This window comes from Pseudoselenomonas caprae (assembly GCF_008271345.1).
In the GTDB taxonomy this organism is placed as follows: domain Bacteria; phylum Bacillota; class Negativicutes; order Selenomonadales; family Selenomonadaceae; genus Selenomonas_A; species Selenomonas_A caprae.
Map to the genome: position 1 here is coordinate 17,547 of NZ_VTOZ01000009.1, position 20,271 is coordinate 37,817.

Annotated in this window: 17 protein-coding genes; 6 read left to right on the plus strand and 11 right to left on the minus strand. The window is 52.2% G+C overall.

The genetic code is table 11. From position 1 onward, the window contains the following. Positions 1-3: 3 nt before the first annotated feature. The gene (locus tag FZ041_RS05695) at positions 4-1,896 is read left to right on the plus strand and encodes a PTS fructose transporter subunit IIABC (protein WP_149188873.1); all 1,893 of its coding nucleotides are present in this window, start codon (positions 4-6) and stop codon (positions 1,894-1,896) included. A 57-nt stretch (positions 1,897-1,953) separates the two neighbouring features. Here FZ041_RS05695 and FZ041_RS05700 read toward each other — a convergent pair whose 3' ends face one another. The 3 genes from FZ041_RS05700 to FZ041_RS05710 all read right to left on the minus strand — a co-directional run bounded on the left by FZ041_RS05700 (position 1,954) and on the right by FZ041_RS05710 (position 3,717). After that, positions 1,954-2,433, minus strand: a complete 480-nt coding sequence (locus FZ041_RS05700; RefSeq protein ID WP_149188874.1) for a hypothetical protein — start codon at positions 2,431-2,433, stop codon at positions 1,954-1,956. Positions 2,434-2,512: 79 nt separating this feature from the next. Continuing rightward, positions 2,513-2,935, minus strand: coding sequence for a cytidine deaminase (locus FZ041_RS05705; RefSeq protein WP_149188875.1), 423 nt, complete (start codon positions 2,933-2,935; stop codon positions 2,513-2,515). 101 nt (positions 2,936-3,036) lie between these two features. Continuing rightward, positions 3,037-3,717 (minus strand): MgtC/SapB family protein, encoded by a 681-nt coding sequence (locus FZ041_RS05710; RefSeq protein ID WP_173372145.1) that lies wholly within the window; start codon positions 3,715-3,717, stop codon positions 3,037-3,039. A gap of 549 nt (positions 3,718-4,266) precedes the next feature. Between FZ041_RS05710 and FZ041_RS05715 the strand changes: the two genes are divergently transcribed. Then, on the plus strand, positions 4,267-5,529 hold the full coding sequence (locus FZ041_RS05715) for an LCP family protein (protein WP_149188876.1): 1,263 nt from the start codon (positions 4,267-4,269) through the stop codon (positions 5,527-5,529). A gap of 229 nt (positions 5,530-5,758) precedes the next feature. Beyond that, on the plus strand, positions 5,759-6,991 hold the full coding sequence (locus FZ041_RS05720) for an NAD(P)-dependent malic enzyme (RefSeq protein ID WP_075442822.1): 1,233 nt from the start codon (positions 5,759-5,761) through the stop codon (positions 6,989-6,991). Between the two features lie 81 nt (positions 6,992-7,072). Here the strand turns inward: FZ041_RS05720 and FZ041_RS05725 are convergent, their stop codons facing one another. The 4 genes from FZ041_RS05725 to FZ041_RS05740 all read right to left on the minus strand — a co-directional run bounded on the left by FZ041_RS05725 (position 7,073) and on the right by FZ041_RS05740 (position 13,743). Beyond that, entirely contained in the window at positions 7,073-9,052 is a 1,980-nt protein-coding gene (locus FZ041_RS05725; RefSeq protein ID WP_149188877.1) for a methyl-accepting chemotaxis protein, read from the minus strand. Between the two features lie 183 nt (positions 9,053-9,235). Then, positions 9,236-11,665 (minus strand): DNA gyrase subunit A, encoded by a 2,430-nt coding sequence (gyrA, locus tag FZ041_RS05730; protein ID WP_149188878.1) that lies wholly within the window; start codon positions 11,663-11,665, stop codon positions 9,236-9,238. A gap of 142 nt (positions 11,666-11,807) precedes the next feature. Further along, positions 11,808-12,722 (minus strand): Ppx/GppA phosphatase family protein, encoded by a 915-nt coding sequence (locus FZ041_RS05735; RefSeq protein ID WP_149188879.1) that lies wholly within the window; start codon positions 12,720-12,722, stop codon positions 11,808-11,810. A gap of 25 nt (positions 12,723-12,747) precedes the next feature. After that, entirely contained in the window at positions 12,748-13,743 is a 996-nt protein-coding gene (locus FZ041_RS05740) for a pyridoxal-phosphate dependent enzyme (protein WP_149188880.1), read from the minus strand. A 299-nt stretch (positions 13,744-14,042) separates the two neighbouring features. Between FZ041_RS05740 and FZ041_RS05745 the strand changes: the two genes are divergently transcribed. The 3 genes from FZ041_RS05745 to FZ041_RS05755 all read left to right on the plus strand — a co-directional run bounded on the left by FZ041_RS05745 (position 14,043) and on the right by FZ041_RS05755 (position 17,046). Then, positions 14,043-14,639 carry a hypothetical protein gene (locus tag FZ041_RS05745; protein ID WP_075442827.1) on the plus strand — a complete coding sequence of 199 codons (597 nt, stop codon included), beginning with the start codon at positions 14,043-14,045 and terminating at the stop codon, positions 14,637-14,639. A gap of 177 nt (positions 14,640-14,816) precedes the next feature. Beyond that, complete coding sequence (locus FZ041_RS05750) at positions 14,817-15,710, plus strand: Fic family protein (RefSeq protein WP_149188881.1); 894 nt, start codon at positions 14,817-14,819, stop codon at positions 15,708-15,710. A 100-nt stretch (positions 15,711-15,810) separates the two neighbouring features. Continuing rightward, the gene (locus FZ041_RS05755) at positions 15,811-17,046 is read left to right on the plus strand and encodes a pilus assembly protein TadG-related protein (RefSeq protein WP_149188882.1); all 1,236 of its coding nucleotides are present in this window, start codon (positions 15,811-15,813) and stop codon (positions 17,044-17,046) included. Between the two features lie 29 nt (positions 17,047-17,075). Here the strand turns inward: FZ041_RS05755 and FZ041_RS05760 are convergent, their stop codons facing one another. Genes FZ041_RS05760 through FZ041_RS05775 form a run of 4 tightly spaced genes read right to left on the minus strand, consistent with a single transcriptional unit; the run spans position 17,076 to position 20,256 of the window. Next, the gene (locus FZ041_RS05760) at positions 17,076-17,432 is read right to left on the minus strand and encodes a DUF192 domain-containing protein (protein WP_149188883.1); all 357 of its coding nucleotides are present in this window, start codon (positions 17,430-17,432) and stop codon (positions 17,076-17,078) included. Positions 17,433-17,446: 14 nt separating this feature from the next. Further along, a complete protein-coding gene (locus tag FZ041_RS05765) occupies positions 17,447-18,388 on the minus strand; it encodes a type II secretion system F family protein (RefSeq protein ID WP_149188884.1) in 942 nt (313 codons plus the stop codon). Next, on the minus strand, positions 18,388-19,794 hold the full coding sequence (locus FZ041_RS05770) for a TadA family conjugal transfer-associated ATPase (RefSeq protein WP_149188885.1): 1,407 nt from the start codon (positions 19,792-19,794) through the stop codon (positions 18,388-18,390). Before FZ041_RS05770 ends, FZ041_RS05765 begins: the two co-directional genes overlap by 1 nt. Before the next feature lie 24 nt (positions 19,795-19,818). Then, entirely contained in the window at positions 19,819-20,256 is a 438-nt protein-coding gene (locus FZ041_RS05775; protein WP_149188886.1) for a TadE family protein, read from the minus strand. Positions 20,257-20,271 lie beyond the last annotated feature (15 nt).

The window sequence follows — 20,271 nt, forward strand, 5'->3', positions numbered from 1 at the left end:
ACCATGCGTATCACTGATTTGCTCAAGAGCGACAGCATCCTGCTGGGTGCGGCTCCGGCTGACAAAGCCGCTGCAATCAATCAGCTCGCTGACCTCATGGAGGCCGGCGGCAACCTGTCCGATAAGGAACAATACACGAAAGACGTCTTTGCCCGTGAAGCTTCGGGCACGACGGGCCTCGGTGATGGCATTGCCACGCCGCATGCCAAGAGCGCAGGCGTTAAAGCAGCTGGCCTTGCTGCCATGACAGTTCCATCTGGCATGGACTTTGAGTCCATGGATGGCAACCCGAGCCGCTTGTTCTTCATGATTGCTGCACCGGATTCGGCCAATGATGAGCACCTCGCCATCCTGTCGAAGCTCGCTACGATGATCATGGATCCGGACTTCAAAGAGGCTCTGATCGCCGCTAAGACGAAGGAAGAATTCCTCAAGCTCGTTGACGACAAAGAAGACGGCAAGTTCGTCGCTCCGGCTGCTGAAGAAGAGACGGCTGCTCCGGCTGCTGACCACATCCAGATCCTCGCTGTCACGGCTTGCCCGACGGGTATCGCCCACACGTTCATGGCTGCCGAGAGCCTTGAGCAGCATGCCAAGAAGCGCGGCATCAGCATCAAAGTCGAGACCAACGGCTCCGGCGGTGCGAAGAACATCCTGACGAATGAAGAAATCGCTGCTGCTGACGGCATCATCGTCGCTGCTGACAAGAACGTCGCTATGGCCCGCTTCGCTGGCAAGCGCGTCGTCATCACGAAGGTTGCTGACGGCATCAACAAAGCCGACGAGCTCCTCGACCGCGCGCTTTCGGGCAATGCCCCGGTATACCAGGCAAACGGCTCCGACGCTGCTGAGGGCGCTGCTGATGTGGAAGGCGAGAGCCTCGGCCGTCAGATCTACAAACACCTCATGAACGGTGTCAGCCACATGCTGCCTTTCGTTGTCGGCGGTGGTATCCTGATTGCCCTCGCCTTCCTGCTCGATGATTACTCCATCGACCCGAAGAACTTCGGCTCCAACACGCCGGTGGCTAAATTCTTCAAGGATATCGGTGGCGCTGCCTTTGGCTTCATGCTGCCAGTTCTCGCCGGCTTTATCTCCATGTCCATTGCTGACCGCCCGGGTCTGGCTGTCGGTTTCGTCGGCGGTGCTCTGGCTGGCACGACGGGTTCCGGCTTCCTCGGCGCTCTCGTCGCTGGTTTCGTCGGTGGTTATGCTGTGAACTTCCTCAAGAAGGCCTTCAGCTGCCTGCCGGAATCCCTGGACGGCATCAAGCCGGTCCTGCTCTATCCGTTCTTCGGTATCCTGATCATCGGTGTCATCAGCATGTTCGTCATCGCTCCGCCGGTCGGCGCTCTGAACACCTGGATGGTGGACACCCTCAAGAACATGGACCCGAATGCCCGCATCCTGCTCGGTATCGTCATGGGCGGTATGATGGCTGTTGACATGGGTGGCCCGATCAACAAGGCTGCTTATGTAACGGGTACTGGCCTGCTGGCTTCCGGCGAGTTCCACGTCATGGCTGCTGTCATGGCTGGTGGTATGGTTCCGCCGCTCGCCATTGCTCTCTGCACGACGTTCTTCAAGAACCGCTTCACCGAGAGCGAGCGCAAAGCTGGTGTGACGAACTACGTCATGGGCCTTTCCTTCATCACCGAGGGTGCTATCCCGTTCGCAGCTGGTGACCCGCTGCGCGTCATCCCGTCGATGGTTATCGGCTCCGCTACGGCTGGTGCTCTGACCATGGCTTTTGACTGCACGCTGCGTGCACCGCACGGCGGTATCTTCGTCGTTCCGACGATCGGCAACCCGGTCATGTACCTCGTCGCTATCCTCGTCGGCGCTATCGTCGGCTGTGCTATCCTCTCCGTGCTCAAGAAGCCGCTCAAAGGATAATCGCAATAATTCCATACAACAAAAACAGCTCATCGCAAGATGAGCTGTTTTTGTATGTCAGAAGCCCCAAAGCGATTGGAGCTGCATATTCTGGATACTGGCCATCACCGAGGTCTGCAGCGCTGCTGTCAGCGCCTTGCCAAGCTGCTGGGAGGCCTCGGTGCCAATGGCTGGGTTCAGGATACCAGCGTTGTTGAGCTGGTTGAGCCAGGCGATATCCTGGGTGATCTCCGTCAGCGACTGCTGGTTGATGGCCCGCTGCTGCCGCTTATAATAGCTGGCCAGATAGTTCTGCGCATCGTGGCGGTCCGACCAGAAGCTGTCCATCAGGGCGAGCTTGTACTGGGTGATATCGACCTCGTTGAGCGTCTTGTCCCACTCTTCCTGCTCCCGCCGGACCTGCGCCCAGATATCCTTATAGCTTGCCGCAGCCTCGCCGCTGGCACTGTCCTTTTTATCATCCTGCCGCTTCTTATCCTTCTGCATCTCCGCCAGTTTCTGCAGAACCAGCAGGGAATCCATATTCACACCTGCCATGCTGTGCACCTCCCTTTCTCCATATATCGGCGAAAACCGGTGCAAACTTAAAGCCGCTCCTGAAGGAGCGGCTGGCTATTCAAAAATCTTCTTCGTCAGGCTGCATCGGATTGCCGATGAGTTCCCGCGCATAGGGCATGAGCTCGTCAAGCGTCACCGTCTTGAGCACGCCATGCATATTGGCCATGATGATCTCCTGCACGTTGAACTCTGCCAGCAGCTGGCAGACTGCACCGTTCGGGATGAACGGCTTTTCCGTATCCGCGATGACAGCAATGCCGTCGAATTCCCGCTTGCCATCAGCGATAGCGCGATACATAGCTACTTCTTCCGCAAAAACCGACAAGCGCGGGATGGCGTTCTCAATGTTGCATCCCGTATAGAATGTGCCATCGCTCGCCAGTACACAGGCACCGATAGCTGCTTTGCTATAAGGCACATACGCATTATCCATCGCCTGCATGGCAACGCGCACCATAGTATCTACGATTTCTGTATTCATTCCAAACCCTCTCCTTCTGACTGGAAAAGCCGTATATTTACTCTTTGGATATTATTCCGCACCGGACGGCGAAAATCCTCTCGCGCGCAAAATAAAATCCTTCAGACGACATCGACGCGGATCACGCCATCGATCTGACGCACAGCATCGACGATCATGACACTCTTGACGCTCTGCTTGTTGAAGATCTCAAAATCGATATACATGCAGCGTTCATCCTTCTCATCGGCCTCGTCCTCATCCGCCTTGACCTTGACGCCACGCACCTTGAGCTGCAGGTCCTCCAGGCAGCGGCTGATGCGCATGAGTTGTCCCGGCCTGTCCACCGTATGGATGGTCAAAGACAGATTCTTCTCATGATCCACCCAGTCATCGAGCCGTGACAGGCTGCCGAGCGTCACAAAGACCAGCGCCGTCGTGATGAGCGCCCCCGAATAGAAGCCGCCGCCGACCGCCAAGCCGACACCAGCCACTACCCATAGGCAAGCTGCCGTCGTGAGTCCTGTGACCGTCAGGCCCTCCTTCATGATGGCACCTGCACCGAGGAAACCGATGCCGCTCACCACCTGTGCTGCCAGACGTGCCGGATCGGCGTTCGTCAAGCCCTCGACCTGCTGATACATCGCCTGCGACAATACCATGATGAGACAAGCGCCCAGGCAGACCAGCACATTCGTGCGCAGGCCAGCCGACTTGCGGCGCGACTGGCGTTCATAGCCGATGATGCCGCCCAGCACACAGGAAAGGACCAGCCGTAAAAACAATTCGCCCTCTGTCAGCATGCTCTCATCTCCCTATCCGTTAATCACTATAATATTCGTCATTTATGCTTGATTCTCCTGCTAAGAAATAAGCAAACAGTCTTTCGTTATCCACAAAACAATCCACACCTGTGGATAACAAAAGCGAACACACATAAAACTTTTCAGTTTCCTTCTATAATATATAAGCATCTTGTTCATAATGTTCGTATCCTTATCCCCATTTTCTGTGGATATTGTGGATAAATCCGTGGATAACCCCATATATTAGGTCTTTCTTCCTGCCTTTTTCCATATTTTGTGCTTTTATCCCCCGATTTTACCCCCAAATTCTGTGGATAAGCTTCCCGCCAAAACACAGTTTACAAAACACTGGCAATTCAGCCCCAAAATTAAAAATTACTATAAACATGACAAAATCACCGGCTCTCCCCGCGTTTTTCAGAAAGGAAGCGTAAGATTCCATATATATACGCGCGATATGAAAATTGTAATTGCACAATGCCGCGTATCTCTTTATAATAGCTATGTAGTGCTTAACACCTGTACGGAACTAAACGAAAAGAAGGTATGACTTTGCAAAAATCCAATATCCCTCCACGGAGGGCACAGAAGAAACGCCGCATCTGGCCTTGGCTTCTTCTGTTTTTTTGTTTTGCCGCTGCCGCCATCGGCGGAGCCCTTTTTGCCAGCAGTAGCCTGCTCGACAAGCCAATCGAACATGCCATCGACGACGGACTGCTGACCGCCAAAGACAAATCCACCATCATGATCATGGGCGTCGACGAGCGCGACGATGATGTCGGCCGCAGTGACACGCTGATGGTCGCTTCGATCGATCCGAAGAAGAACCAGGCCTCGCTGCTCTCCGTCCCGCGCGACACCCGCGTGAAGATCAAGGGACATGGCTTTGACAAAGTCAATGCCGCCTATGCCTATGGCAAGGAGCGCCTGACGCAGGATACTGTCGAGAACCTGCTCGGCGTCAATATCGACCACTATGTCATCATCAACACGAAATCCTTCGCCAAGATCATCGATGCCCTCGGCGGCATCGACATCGACGTGCCCAAGCGCATGTACTATGAGGACCCTTGGGACGATGACGGCGGCCTCATCATCGATTTCAGGCCAGGCATGCAGCACATGGACGGTGCCAAGGCAATCACCTATGTGCGTTACCGCGATGAGGAAGGCGACCTCGGCCGCATCCGCCGCCAGCAGGACTTCATCAAGGCTTGCCTTGACAAGATGGTCTCGCCGGCCATCATCCCGAAGCTCCCGACCATCATCCGCGAGGTCATGGACTCCATCCAGACCGACCTGAGCTTCCGCCAGCTGCTCGAATTCGCCGGCACGCTCAAGGAATCGAAGCAAAACGGTCTCAAGACCGATATGGTCCCGGGCCGCCCGCTCTATATCGACGGCATCAGTTACTGGATCCCTGACCTCACGCAGCTGCGTTCCACGGTCGCCGATACCCTTGATGTCACGATGAGCGCCAAGGTCCGCCACCGTCTGGAGCAGGATGCCCGCGAATACGAGAACTCCATTCCAGCGAATGCCAGCGAAGTTCCCGCCAGCGATACCTCCATCGGCCGCAGCACAGAAAGCACCAAGAAACACAAAGCTGCTGACAGCACGGCCAAGAAGCGCAGCGAGCAGCGTGAAGACAATGCCGAGGAGAAGAAGCGCAGCAAATCCTCTGCCAGCGACAATCGTTCGGGCCGCGACGCGGCGGACAATGACACTGGCTCCAGCCGCGAAAGCACCCCGGCAGCTTCGGATCGTTCCGTACCTAGCCGCTCCGCAGCGCCAGCAAAAACGCAATAGCATATCCCAAGAGGCTGATACCAGCAACCACGCTGGCGTCAGCCTCTTTCTTCTGCTACGAAATAGCCAAAAACTATGGCGATATGAATATTCTGTATTGGTAATTATCCTGCATTCGTCTATAATGTATTCTAGCTGTATGATTACACTTTTACGAAAATATTACCAAAATATATTTATAAAATGTAACATTTCTTACGTAACAGTATTGGGAAAGGAAGTCATCACCATGAGTAATGTAAATGCTGCGGCTTTAGCCTTACATAAGCAAGCACAGGGAAAGATTGCCGTCACGAGCAAGGTTCCTCTGGAGAACGCCGACGACCTCACACTTGCCTATTCTCCCGGCGTTGCCGCCCCCTGTCTCGAAATCAAGGACGATCCAAAGAAAATCTACGATTACACATCCAAGGGCAATATGGTAGCCGTCGTGACCAACGGCTCGGCCGTCCTCGGCCTTGGCAATATCGGTGCGGGTGCCGGCCTGCCGGTCATGGAGGGCAAGGCCATCCTGTTCAAGGGTTTTGCCGGCGTGGACGCCGTCCCCATCTGTCTCGATACCCAGGATCCCTTCGAGGTCATCAAGGCTGTCGAGCTCATGGCACCGACCTTTGGCGGCATCAATCTGGAAGACATCAAGGCCCCGCAGTGCTTCGACATCGAAAAAGCCCTGCGGAAGAGCCTTGACATCCCCGTATTCCACGACGACCAGCACGGCACGGCCATCGTCGTTGTCTCGGCCCTCATCAATGCCTTCAAGCTCACGGGCAAGACCTTTGCCGATGCCAAATTCGTCGTCAATGGCGCAGGTGCTGCCGGACAGGCCATCACGCGTCTCCTGTACAGTGCTGGTGGCCGCAATATCATCCTCTGCGACTCCCGCGGTGCCATCTACACCGGCCGTCCGAACGGCATGAATCCATATAAGGAGGATATCGCCAAGATCACCAACCCGCAGAACGAAGCCGGCCCCCTCGAATCGGTCATCCGCAAGGCCGATGTGTTCATCGGCGTCTCGGTCGCTGGCTGCGTCACGCAGGATATGGTACGCACGATGAACCCCAATGCCATCGTCATGGGCATGGCCAACCCCGAACCGGAAATCCTGCCCCAGCTGGCCAAGGAGGCTGGCGCACGCATCGTCTGCACCGGCCGCAGCGACTACCCGAACCAGGTCAACAACCTCCTGGCCTTCCCGGGCATCTTCCGCGGCGCCCTCGACGTCCGCGCCAGCGAGATCAACGAGGCCATGAAAGTCGCCGCTGCCAAGGCGATTGCTGACCTCATCAAGCCGGAGGAGCTCGACGAAGACCACGTCATCACGAGCCCGTTCAATCCCGAGGTCGCACCGGCAGTTGCCGCCGCCGTAGCCCATGCTGCCCGCCAGACCGGCGTCGCCCGCAACCGGGAAATGACCCCCGCTATGGTTGCTGCGCACACGCGCCAGCTGCTGGCTCAATAAGCAAATAATACCAAAGCAAAAAAGGCGTATGCCTGGAGCAACCGCTCCGGCCTACGCCTTTTCTCTGCTTTTCAACCGAAATCAAATCTTGAACTTGCCTACTGCCTCCTGCATCTTGCTAGCCAGCGTCGACAAAGCCTGCGATGCCGCAGCAATTTCCTCATTCGATGCCGACTGCTGTTCCGTTGCAGCCGAAATCGTCTGCGTGCTGTTCGAAGTCTTATTGCTAACACTATCAATAGCATCCACTGCCGTGACAATCTGCTCTGCACCGGCCGAAACTTTGCTGACCGCATCGTTGATCTGTTCCATCTGTTTATTGATATCATCGACTTTCGTCATGATATCCTCAAACTGCTCGCCGACATCACGGATAGCTTTCGTTCCCTGTGTCACTTCATTCGTGCCATTCTGCATAGACTCAACTGCCTGCGCCGTATCCTGCTGGATCGAACTGATACGTGCCTTAATCTGCTCAGCCGACTCCTGCGATTCAGCCGCCAGCTTCCTTACCTCTTCCGCCACGACAGCAAAACCGCGGCCCTGCTCACCAGCGCGAGCTGCTTCAATCGCTGCATTGAGCGACAAGAGATTCGTCTGCTGGGCAATTGAGGAAATCGCTTCGACAATCTGGCCAATCTGCTGTGAATTCTCGCCCAACGCCTTGACCACAGCAGCCGACTCCAGAACACTCTTCTCGATAGAGCCCATCTTGCGGATGGCTTCTTCCATAAGGTCAGCTCCACGTTTTGCCGCTTCTGCTGTATGCGTGGAAGCTACCGTTACCTGCACGGCCTTTTCCGACATGATGTCGATATCGTGGTAAACGCCATCCACGCTTTCTTTTGCCTTTTCCACTTCGCCAAGCTGCTGATTTACCTGTGTGCTGACATCGCCTACGGTTTCCGCTACATGTACGGCCGTATCTGCCGACTGCTGGGCATTAGCCGTCAGCTCCTCCGAGGATGCTGCCACCTGCTCTGCCGTCGAAGCCATCTGCGAGATTAATTCATGCAGATTCTCTTTCATCGTATTGAAGGCGCCGGTAAGCGAGCCAATCTCGTCACTCGTTTCCACGGGCAGCGGCTTGAGCCCGAGATTTCCCTTAGCCATCTCAGCTGCATGTGCCTCAAGAGCCACCAGCGGGCGCGTAATACGGCCAGCGAACTGGAAGCATACGCCTAGTACCAGGATAAGTCCGACCACCGTCAGGATGGCATATACCGTCTTGAGTGTCGTAACCGAAGCAAATACATAGCTATAAGGAACACTCATGGCCAGCAGCCAGCCCGTGCTTGGCACCACCGTATATCCGCAAATCATCTTGCCATCGTGCGGACTGTCAAAGACGAAGACACCTTTGCCATTTTTCTGCATTTCTTCAAAATGAGTACCAATCCCTGGCAAATCCTGGAACTTGGAGCCAATAGCCTCATCCGTGCCAATGCCCAGAATCATGCCGCTCTTATCTGCTACCGCTGCCATGCCAGCCTCACCATGGTATTTGAGCTTATCGACCTGGGCATCAACTACCGCCAAGTCGATATCCGTGCAAATGTTACCGGCAAACTGTCCATCCTTCTTGAAAGGAGCCACCGCCGAAACTACCAATTTCCCCGTATTCTTGTCTACATACGGGTCCGTAAAGACCATCTTTCCAGCCTTCTTACCATCATTATACCAAGGCCGGGTACGGGGATCGAGCGTGCCTGTACTCTTATTCTGCGTGCGGTAAGAGGCAAAATAACCATCTTCCATTCCCACGTTGACATCGAGGATTTCCTTATCCGAAGCTCCGATAGCCAGCGAATCGATGCTCTTGGTCCGGGTTTCATCGCCATTGAACTCTGTCAATAAATCAGCCGTATGCTGAGCCGATACTCCCTTAGACTGCAGCCATCCGTCCATCTGCGAAGCAGCATCCCCCATCGTTGCCGTCAATTCCTGTTCTACTGCCTTTTCCAGATTCGTATCCGCCATGTAGAAACCGATGACAGATACTACCGCCAGTAATGCACCGATAACACCAGCCAATACATAGAATTTCTGCCTTATTCCCATAGTTCTCAACCTCTCTTCCTTATCACATATCCAATAACGGACAAAATTCCCTATGGGCAATACTTCGGCAAGCAACCGGAAAATCCTTTTTCACCTGACAGGAAGATTCGTCATTTGATTTGTATAAAAAAATAACAGGTTCCCTTAGGAACCTGCTATTTTTCTGCTCATCTATTCTTATAATCAATCATTCTTCTGATCCATCGTGGCCATCGATGCGACTTTGTCATTTTCTGCCGTACTCATGAGCTTGACGCCCTGCGTGTTGCGGCTGATGACCGAGATGTCCTCGACGTTCGTGCGGATGACGATGCCGTCCGTCGTTATCAGCATGAGCTCCTGCTCCGGATGGACAACCTTGATGCCGACAACATAGCCTGTCTTATCCGTGACCTTCATGTTGATGAGGCCCTTGCCGCCGCGCGTCTGGCTGCGGTATTCCTCGGTCGGCGTGCGCTTGCCATAGCCGCCCTCGGTGACCGTCAGTACCTCAGCATTGTGCGTGAGGATATCCATGCCGACGACCTCATCGCCCATGCCCAGGCTGATACCCTTGACGCCGCGAGCCGTACGGCCCATCGCACGGACATCATCCTCCGAGAATGCGATGGCTTTGCCGCCCTTTGTGCCGAGCATCAGATAGCTCTCGCCATCCGTGAACTTGACGCCGATGAGATCATCATCGTCATCGAGGTTGATGGCAATCAGGCCCACCTTGCGGATGTTGCTGAACTCGGACAGACTCGTCTTCTTGACGATACCCTTGCGCGTTGCCATGAACAGGAAACGCTCCGGATCGAAGCCCTTGACCTGGATGATGGCCGTAATCTTTTCGCCCTGCTCCAGCTGCAGCAGGTTGATGATGGCCGTGCCCTTCGCCTGACGGCTGGCCTCAGCGATCTCATAGGCTTTGAGGTTATATACGCGTCCACGCGTCGTGAAGAACAGGATGGTATGATGCGTCGTCGTGATGAGCATATTCTCGACGAAGTCCTCTTCCTTCGTTCCCATTCCCTTGATTCCCTTGCCACCGCGATTCTGGCGGCGATAGGTATCGAGCGGGATGCGCTTGATGTAGTTGTTATGCGTAAGCGTGATGACGACATCTTCCTCAGCGATGAGGTCTTCAACATCGATCTCCGACGTATCGATTGTGAGTTTCGTGCGGCGCTCGTCGCCGTATTTCTCTTTGACAGCCGTGAGCTCATCCTTGATGATGCCCAGGATGCGCTGCTCGTCTGCGAGGATCGCCTTGTACTCCTCGATAGCTTTCAAGACTTCCTGATACTCCTCCTGAATCTTGTCGCGCTCGAGACCGGTCAGGCGCTGCAAGCGCAGGTCAAGGATGGCCTGTGCCTGTTTCTCACTGAGCTTGAAGCCCGACATCAGGGCCTCGCGGGCAATATCGGCCGTGCGGCTCTCACGGATGGTCGTGATGACTGCATCGAGATGATCGAGGGCAATCGTCAAACCTTCGAGGATATGCGCCCTGGCCTCCGCCTTGGCGAGCTCGTATCTCGTCCGGCGGGTGATAACATCTTCCTGATGCTTGATATAGTAGTGCAGGACCTGCTTGAGGTTAAGTACCTGCGGCTTGCCATCCACCAGCGCCAGCATGATGACACCGAAGCTCTCCTGCAGCTGCGTGTGCTTGTAGAGCTGATTCAGGATGACATTCGGGTTGGAGTCCTTGCGCAGGTCGACGACCACACGCATACCATTGCGGTCAGACTCATCGCGCAGGTCAGTGATGCCCTCAATCTGCTTGTCGCGGACGAGCTGGGCGATCTTCTCGACCAGGCGTGCCTTGTTGACCTGATACGGCAATTCCGTCACGATGATGCGCGGCTTGCCATTCGACATCGTCTCGATATGCGCATTGGCACGCATCTTGATGATGCCGCGGCCCGTCGTGTACGCCTGGCGGATACCCTCTTTGCCGAGGATAAGGCCAGCCGTCGGGAAATCCGGTCCCTTGATGACCGTCATGAGCTCATCGACGGTCGCATCCGGATTATCGATGAGCATCAGCGTGCCATCGATGACCTCGCTCATGTTGTGCGGCGGGATATTCGTCGCCATGCCGACGGCGATGCCCGAAGTACCATTCACGAGGAGCTGCGGGAACTTCGCCGGCAGCACCGACGGCTCCTTCATCGACTCATCGTAGTTCGGCACGAACTCCACCGTGTCCTTGTCGATATCCTGCAGCATGAGCTCGGAAATCTTCGACATACGGACCTCGGTATAACGCATTGCTGCCGCCGGGTCGCCATCGACCGAACCGAAGTTGCCGTGGCCGTCAGCGAGCATATAGCGCATCGAGAAATCCTGTGCCATACGCACGATGGCATCATAGACCGAGGAATCACCATGCGGGTGATATTTACCGAGAACTTCGCCGACGATACGCGCCGACTTCTTGTACGGTTTATTGGAACCCATGCCGGCTTCCTGCATCGCATAAAGGATGCGGCGATGTACCGGCTTCAGGCCGTCACGGACATCTGGCAAAGCACGCGCGACGATGACGCTCATCGCATAGTCGATGTAGCAGTTCTTCATCTCGTGTTCCAGATTGACCGGGACTATCTTTCCCTGACCAAAATCCACAATCTCACCTCAAAACAAATTCTTAGCTTACAAAGTAAAAGCCTTCCCCTCTGAGGAAGGCTTAAAAAAGACTTTTCAGTAACTTATATTTTACCATAAAAAGGCCGGAAATCCAAACAAATACTCCCAATCCCCATGGATTTTACGCCTTTTGCCCGATGATCTGGTCATAAATATAGCCCTCGCGCACCCCCGAATCGCTGTAAGTGATGACGCCGCTCTTGAAGCGGCGCGCCAGCACATCGGCAATGATGAGCCCAGGGATGATGGTATGCATGCGCTCCGGTACAGCCCGCATCAGCATGATGGCCATGTCCTGCGTCATCTCCTGCTCACTCGTGAACATCCCGATGATGGACTTCAGGCGTTTCGTCTCCATGCGCGTATTGGCCGCCGGCTGATTGAACATGATGTTATAGAGAGCCGAGGCGCCCTTGAACGTGCCGCCGATACCGGCGATCTCCGCTTCGTTGACATAGGCAAAATCCTTAGCAGCCTGGATTGTCGCCTCAGCTTCCGCCCGCATGGACATGCACTCGCTGAGCGACGGCAGGAGCTTGCTCACATACTTCGTGCGGAAGGCCAGCGACCCCAGCGGCAAGCTAGTCTTATACTGTATCTGCCGCTCGCGATACGTCACGATCTCCGTGCTGCCACCACCGATATCGATGAGCAGCCCCGATGACGTCTGCAGATTATGCGTCGCCCCGATGAAATCAAACGTCGCCTCCTCATCGCCCGTTATGACCCGTATGGCAAGGCCTGTCCGCCGCTCAATCTCGCCTACGGCCGCCCGGCTGTTCTTGGCATTGCGCAGCGCAGCCGTCGTGAAGGCCGTCACCTGCGTGATGCGGAACGTCGCCAGGAAATCTTTGAACTCCCCGAGGATCTCCACCGCCTTATCGATGCCCTGCTGCTGCATCACACCATCGCGCAGATAGGCGGCCAGCCCCACCGTATGTTTTTTCTTCAGCAGCATCTCGATGTGGCTGCCCTCTATCAGATAGATGGCCATGCGCACCGTATTCGAACCGATATCTATGATTCCATGAAGCATACTGTCACTCCCGCCAGGATTTATTTCAACGTTTGAGGCCATTGCCCGTAAGAGGTACCACTACACGGTAATTATCTGGCTTGCCCGATTGGAAGAACTTTTCAGCTCCAGCCAGTGCTGCCGCTGAGGTCATCTCCACATAGATACCACAATGTGCGAGGTGTTTCTTGGCCCGCAGGATTTCGCAATCCTCAATCGTCACGACATCGCCATTGCTGGCCTTGATTGCCTCAATCATCCAATCGAGCCGCTTCGGCCGCTCGATGCGGATAGCTTCAGCAATCGTCGTTTTCTTTGGCTGCTCCGGCAAGCCATGATAGGCATCATAAAGCGGCGCACATTTACGGCTCTGTACTGCCACGAAATGTGGCAAACGGCCAATCTCCATAAAGCCCAGGAACAAGCCGATAAGCAGCGTGCCGTTGCCCACCGGCACGAAAATATAGTCGGGCACATGGCCGCCGAGCTGCTCATACATCTCCTTGGCAATCGACTTCATGCCCTCAAAGAACAGGGGATTATAGACGTGGGAAGCATAGTATGCATCACCAAGATTCTGTTTGACTGCTGCACAGGCCTTCATGCGGCCATTGGCGACCTTGATGATCTTGGCCCCATAGGCCTCGATCTGCGTCACGAGCTCATTCGACACATCATCGGGCACATATACCGTGCACTCCATCCCTGCTGCTGCCGCATAGGCTGCAATCGCTGCACCGGCATTACCTGCCGAGTCAAGGGCAATCTTCTTGACCCCCAGATGATGGATTTCATTGATCAGCGTATAGGCACCACGATCCTTGAAGGAGCCAGTCGGCAGCAGGTTCTCCAGCTTCAGCAGGAATTCCAGCTTGCCATCCCGGAACGGCAGCAGCGGCGTCTGGAACTCTCCCAGACTGATTTCATGGACTGGCTCATCATCGGTATCTTTATGCAGACGGAACATGCCGCCACATTCACACATATAGGAATGACTATTGAGTGGATACTGTTTCTTGCATTTCTCACAATAAAAGTACATGGATAAGCCCCCTTTTCTATAAGAATATCTTAACATAGGTATTCGGCAAAACTGTACAATTCCCTTTACACTTTGGAATTAAAATTTTTATAAATATACCCTATTGAAATAACTTGGCAAATGTTGTATTATATCTATGGGAGAACAACAACATGTTGTATATGTTGTTGTAGGCAGAAGGTATAGAGGCGGCAAAAGCGGGAACGTTCGGTTGTTCCCGCTTTTGTATTGCCTGCATTCCTATGCTAAAATAGACATATAGATTTTCTGTAAAGCTGTAATGTAAGGATGAATATACTATGACAAATAAGATTTATGCACTAGTAGGTCCTCATGCATCCGGCAAGGCGACACTCGCCTCACACCTCATGTCCATGGGCATCCATTTCATACCGACATATACGACCTATGTCTTCCCGGAGCGTGGCAAAACGCATCAGAAATCCGAAAGTGCCCACCTCTACCGCAGTGTGAGCCGTGAGGAGTTCAATTCCCTCGACCTCGTCGTGCAGTTCACGCACAAGGGCGATGCCTTCGGCATCCGCAAGGATGACATCCTCAACTCGCTCAAGGACCATCAAATCAGCGTCATGATCCTCGAGGCCAACGGCATCAAGCAGCTCAACAAGCTCATCAAGAAAAAGCTTGCGACCGTCTATCTCATGGTCGACTACGTCGCACTCATCGATCGCATGCTGAATACCGGCCACACCAACGAAGAGATCAAATACCACCTCCAGTATGCCGAAAACAACAAAGAATTCGACACCTGGAAAATCGCGACCTATGTCATCAAGAACACCGGCACACCGGAAATGGCGCTCGTCCAGCTCCTGTCCATCATGGGGCTCACCACAGTCATCCCGCAAAAGGACTTCAACGCCATGATAAAATGAACAAGGATATCGTAAGCTCCACACCGCTAGATTATCTAGCGGTGTTTTTCATTCTACCTATAGCCAATCACAAACTAGAGCGTTATAATAAAATTGCCGATATCGGCAATTTATATTTCGATATATGTATTTTTTATTGGCTATATTTTGCCGTAAATGGCAAGAAAGGAAGTTGCTATGACTTATCTGTCCGTACAGGAAGCAGCTGAAAAATGGGGCCTTTCAGCGCGCAGCGTGCGAAATTACTGCGCAGCAGGCCGCATTGCCGGTGCTTTTCAGACTGGCCGCAGCTGGAATATCCCTGCTGATGCTCAGCTTCCCCACCGCAAACCACGAACAGGAACAAAGCCGCGTACACTACTGACCATACTCCGGCAGGAAAAAGCCAATCAGCAAAAAGGGGGCATCTACCACCGGATACAGATTGATCTGACCTACAACTCCAATCATATCGAAGGCAGCCGCCTTTCCCACGAAGAAACGCGCTATATCTATGAAACGAATACTATCGGCCAAACGAACAATAGAAACATCAATGTCGATGACATCGTCGAAACCATGAACCACTTCCGTTGCATCGATAGAATCATCGACACAGCCGAAAATCGCATTACCGAAAAAATGATAAAGGAACTCCATCGGCAGCTCAAAAGCGGGACCTCTGACAGCCGCCAAAGCTGGTTCGCCGTCGGCGACTATAAACGCCTTCCCAATGAAGTCGGCGGTAACCCCACCTGTCCTCCCGAGGAAGTAGCCACCAAGATAAAAGAACTGCTAACATGGTACAACGAACGAAAAAACATATCCTTCGACGATCTGCTGGAATTCCATCATCGCTTTGAACTGATTCATCCCTTCCAGGACGGCAATGGCCGCGTTGGCCGCCTCCTTTTATTCAAAGAATGTCTGCATCATAAAATCGTCCCCTTTATCATAACCGACCAGCTAAAACTCTTTTATTACCGCGGATTAGCCAACTGGAAAAACGAAAAAGGCTGGCTTCGCGATACTTGTCTGACTGCACAGGATGCCTTCAAAAAACATCTCGATTATTTTCGTATTTCGTATTGAAATTTACCCTTTTTCTCTTTCAAAAACAGGAGAAAAAGGGTAAAATATTGTATATAGATATATAATATTATCTCATCAAAATAAAGGAAGAGGTTGGCATATGTTCGCAAAATATCTACACCAAAAAGGCGCCATTTTGATTCTGACAGCATTACTGCTTCCTATGCTGATTTGCGGAACAGGATTAGCCGTTGATTTAGGCAATATTTACGTACAAAAAACCCGTCTGCAAAACACAGCAGACGCCGCTGCCCTGGCCGGAGCAAAAGCCTATGCCGTCAATAACGAAACGACCAGCAAGCATCCATATGCCAACACAACAGCCAGCCAATATATACAGGGTGACTATCATAATCTTAACACCGATGAACCTATAGCCGAACCAATATATACAGCTGACACCGATAAAAATATCACTCGTTTTCATGTAGAACTTTCCAAGGAAGTTCCGCTTTATTTCCTGAAAATCTTCTACGATAAAGATACCTTTACGGTACCAGCAAAAAGCATCGCCGCGATTACCTATAAAGGAACGCCAGCGAATAATAACCCCTTCAAGAACCTTTTTACCTTTACCAAGGATTTGACCACCAAGAACGTCATGAACCTCGATCCGAATAATAAGACGATATTTACCACCTTCAATGGCAATATCGTCTATACCAACAGCACAAGTACCTTTCAGTATAATGCCGACGATCCGACTGCCAAGGCTTTCTACCCTTCAGAAACAAAAGGAAAACGCGCCAATGATCCTGAGGTGGTCGCCAAGGGATTTACCGCCAAACACCAGAACTTGAACCTTTATTCCTATGCCAATACACTCAAGGAAAAATATAAAAACACCACAAAATATTCCAATCGGGAAAATGACAATTTCCGGCTATCAGCAAACGCAATCAACCAAACCGAATATTATATAAAGAATGCCAATGAAGCTGTCCTTGACTTATCGCAAAATACCAATAAAATAAGCAATGATCCTATCCATATTACCGTTGATTCAGCTTCAACCATCAAAATTTATCTGAACAACAATAGTTCCAACGAGAACCAGCCTATCATTTACACCTATCTGGGTACAAAAGATATTAACTTCGATGGAAGCGGTGGCAGTTTCTACGGTATTATCTATGCGCCGTATGCAAGAGTTTACTGCAACGATAATAATTTCAAATTCTATGGAAGCATTGTCAGTGAAAGCATTCGCCTTGAGGCCAATGGTGCCCAATACCATTTCAAGGATTATACCAAATATCTGCCGCTTTCGGATGACAGCAGCTCTTCCTCTGAAGGCAGCCAAACTACTGGCGATTATACGATTACTCTGGTCTGATTCCCAATCATTTACTGGCACTAAAAAAGTCACGGCCAATCCGTGACTTTTTTAGTATGCAATATCATATCTTTTTCGAGTCCATAACGCGCTACTTCGCCGGCATTCATTTCAATCACTGCCCAGGCTTTTGGGCACCAGGATATTCCTATCCAGGGACGCAAATCCCGGACTACCTTCAGCACGCGGTATTCCTTGTCAATATACACCGCATCAATGCTAAAACGCATAAAGCACATATGAATGCTATTGCAAGGAGCCAGCAATAAGCCTGTACCCCTGGCTAGTTTTTTCCGGCCCATCAGGCCTAGGAAACGTTGCCAAAAAGAATCCGCAATCTCCAGCCGGAGCTGCACATCTTTCTTTCCGCCCACGTCTATCTCCATCAATCTGCCTCCGCTTACATATTCTTTACGAGGAACAACAGCGTCGGTACCAGTGTCACGACGAATAAAGCTGGAAAAATGAACAACACCAGCGGAAAGACAATCTTTACCGGTGCTTTCATGGCTTTCGCCTTTACATACTGCCGCCGCCGTTCCCGGATATTATCCGCCTGATTTTTCAGCGTCTGCCCCATGCTCGTGCCGAGCCGTTCGGCCTGAATCAGCGATGTCATGAATAGCGAAACATCCTGTACCTGACAGCGCTTGGAAACATTGTGCATGGCCGTCCGCCGTACCATGCCCATGCGGATATCCTCCTGCATGCGGCGGCATTCATCGACAAAGGGCCCTTTCATGCGGTCAATGATTTTGCGCATGGATGCATCAAAGGATAAACCAGCCTGAACGCTGACACAAAGCAAATCCAACACCTCTGGCAGCTGATGCTGGATAGATTCCTGCCGCTTCTGAATCATGATATTGAGCACCACGATAGGCATGGCACCACCCAGCAGGCCGCTAAATACCAGGAACATGATTTTCTGGATTAACGCATAGTGCGCATTCCAGGTCAACATAAGCATCAAGCCCCACATGACCGCCGAGCCTAGCAAGCAGGATAGGATGAATTCATTGACCGTCCAGGCCTTTGCCTTGCCCGCCATAGCGATGCGCGCGGCAATCACCTGATTCATTTCTTTCGGTGCCAGCCTTGTCACAGTCTGTACCAAAGCCCGCAGCAAAGGCTGAACCACACGCTCGACAAAAGGAATGTCGCTGAGTTTCCGCTCCCTAGCCGCTTGCCGGTACCCCGCGCCTTTTTTATCCGCATCATCCTGAATGCTCATAATGCGTTTATGGATTTGCGACTGGGGACGGATTTTCTTCTCAATCAGCCCGTATAAAAGCAGGAATATCACGACTGCCAGCGACATGGCAAAGCAAAATATCAGCATCAGAACACACTCCTGTTATAATTCCTGCTATCGCCGCCATCCGGCATAAAGAAATCATCAGGCAGCTCAACGCCATTGAGTTCGAATTTATCGAGGAAGCCCGGCTGAAGCCCCGTCGGCACAAAATGGCCGATAGCCTTTCCCGATTCATCAAAGCCGGTCTGCTCGAAGCGGAAGATATCCTGCGTCGTGATGGTGTTATCCTCCATATGCTGAACTTCCGTCACATAGGTAATCTTGCGGCTGCCATCGCGGATACGCGACTGCTGGATGATAAGGTCGATAGCTGAGGAAATCTGCTCGCGGATGGCACGCACCGGCAGCTCCAAACCACTCATGAGCACCATCGTCTCCAGACGAGACAAGGCATCACGCGGACTATTGGCATGTGCCGTCGTCAGTGAGCCATCGTGACCGGTATTCATGGCCTGCAACATGTCGAGAGCCTCGCCGCTTCTGACCTCACCGACGATGATACGATCCGGACGCATACGCAGGGCATTGCGCACCAAATCGCGAATCGTAATCTGTCCCTTGCCCTCGATATTGGAGGGACGAGACTCCAGCGTCACGACATGCTCCTGCTGCAAGCGCAACTCAGCCGCATCCTCGATGGTCACGATGCGTTCCTGTTCGGGAATGAAGGACGAGATGACATTTAGCGTCGTTGTCTTGCCCGATCCAGTGCCGCCCGATACAAGGATATTGATGCGCGCTTTGACACAGGCCCGCAGGAAAAGCGCCATCTTCTCATCCATTGTACCAAAAGAAATCAGATTTTCCACACTAAGTGGCGTCTTCGAGAATTTACGGATCGTTATTGCCGGGCCAACGAGCGAAAGTGGCGGGATAATGATATTGACACGCGAACCATCCTCAAGGCGGGCATCGACCAAGGGCGAAGATTCGTCGATGCGGCGGCCGAGCGGCATCAAAATGCGCTCGACGATATTCATCAGATGCGCATTATCATGGAACTTCACATCGGTAAGCTCGAGCTTGCCGAGCCGCTCGACGAACACCTTTTTCGGGCCATTGACCATGACCTCGGTGATGGAATCATCATTGAGCAGCGACTGGATAGGGCCAAGCCCCAGCATCTCATCCTGGATATCGGCAATCAAATGATGGATTTCGCCGCGCGGTACCGCAAATGGCTCCTCATCCATGATTTCCTTGCAGTATTTATGGATAACAGTCTCAACCTGATGCGCATCCTGATTGACAGAGGAAAGAACTATCTGCTCTTCCGGCGTCATCTCCTCAACGATACGCTGGTGGATACGATGCTTGATATTCTGATAGGAAACTTCCTCGGCCATTTCCTGGCTTTCGTCATGCGAGGCAAAAATCATGACCTGCTTATTTTTCCCATCCATACGCCCCAGGCGCGTCAATAGCGACATCGTATCTCCACTCCCTCAATACTATCAGTGTTTATTTTCACTATACATCGTATAAGTAACTTGCAAATTTATTGGGTCATTTTTATTACTTGTTAAATAATTAACAACATTAGCAACAGTTGAACCGACTGTATTTATCGGCGCGTACATCTTAACAATGACATTGCTATGCGTCCTATCATATTCTATCTTGAAATACTTTTCATCCTTGGGGTCCCAAGTAAAAAAACCAAGTGGCAAACTTTGATTTTGATAATCGTCACGAATTAGCTTATATCGATTGGCAAAAGCGGCTGCATCCGCTTTTGCTGCTGCTCTTGCACTGCTACGGGCAATATTAGCCAGTGTCATATAATCAGCAAACATCATACCTGCAAAAACAATACCAAATACCAATAAACAAAAAAGAGGGAGTACTAGTGCAAATTCAACTATACCTTGACCTCTTTGCCATTGCTGCATTTTACTCCCTCCCTT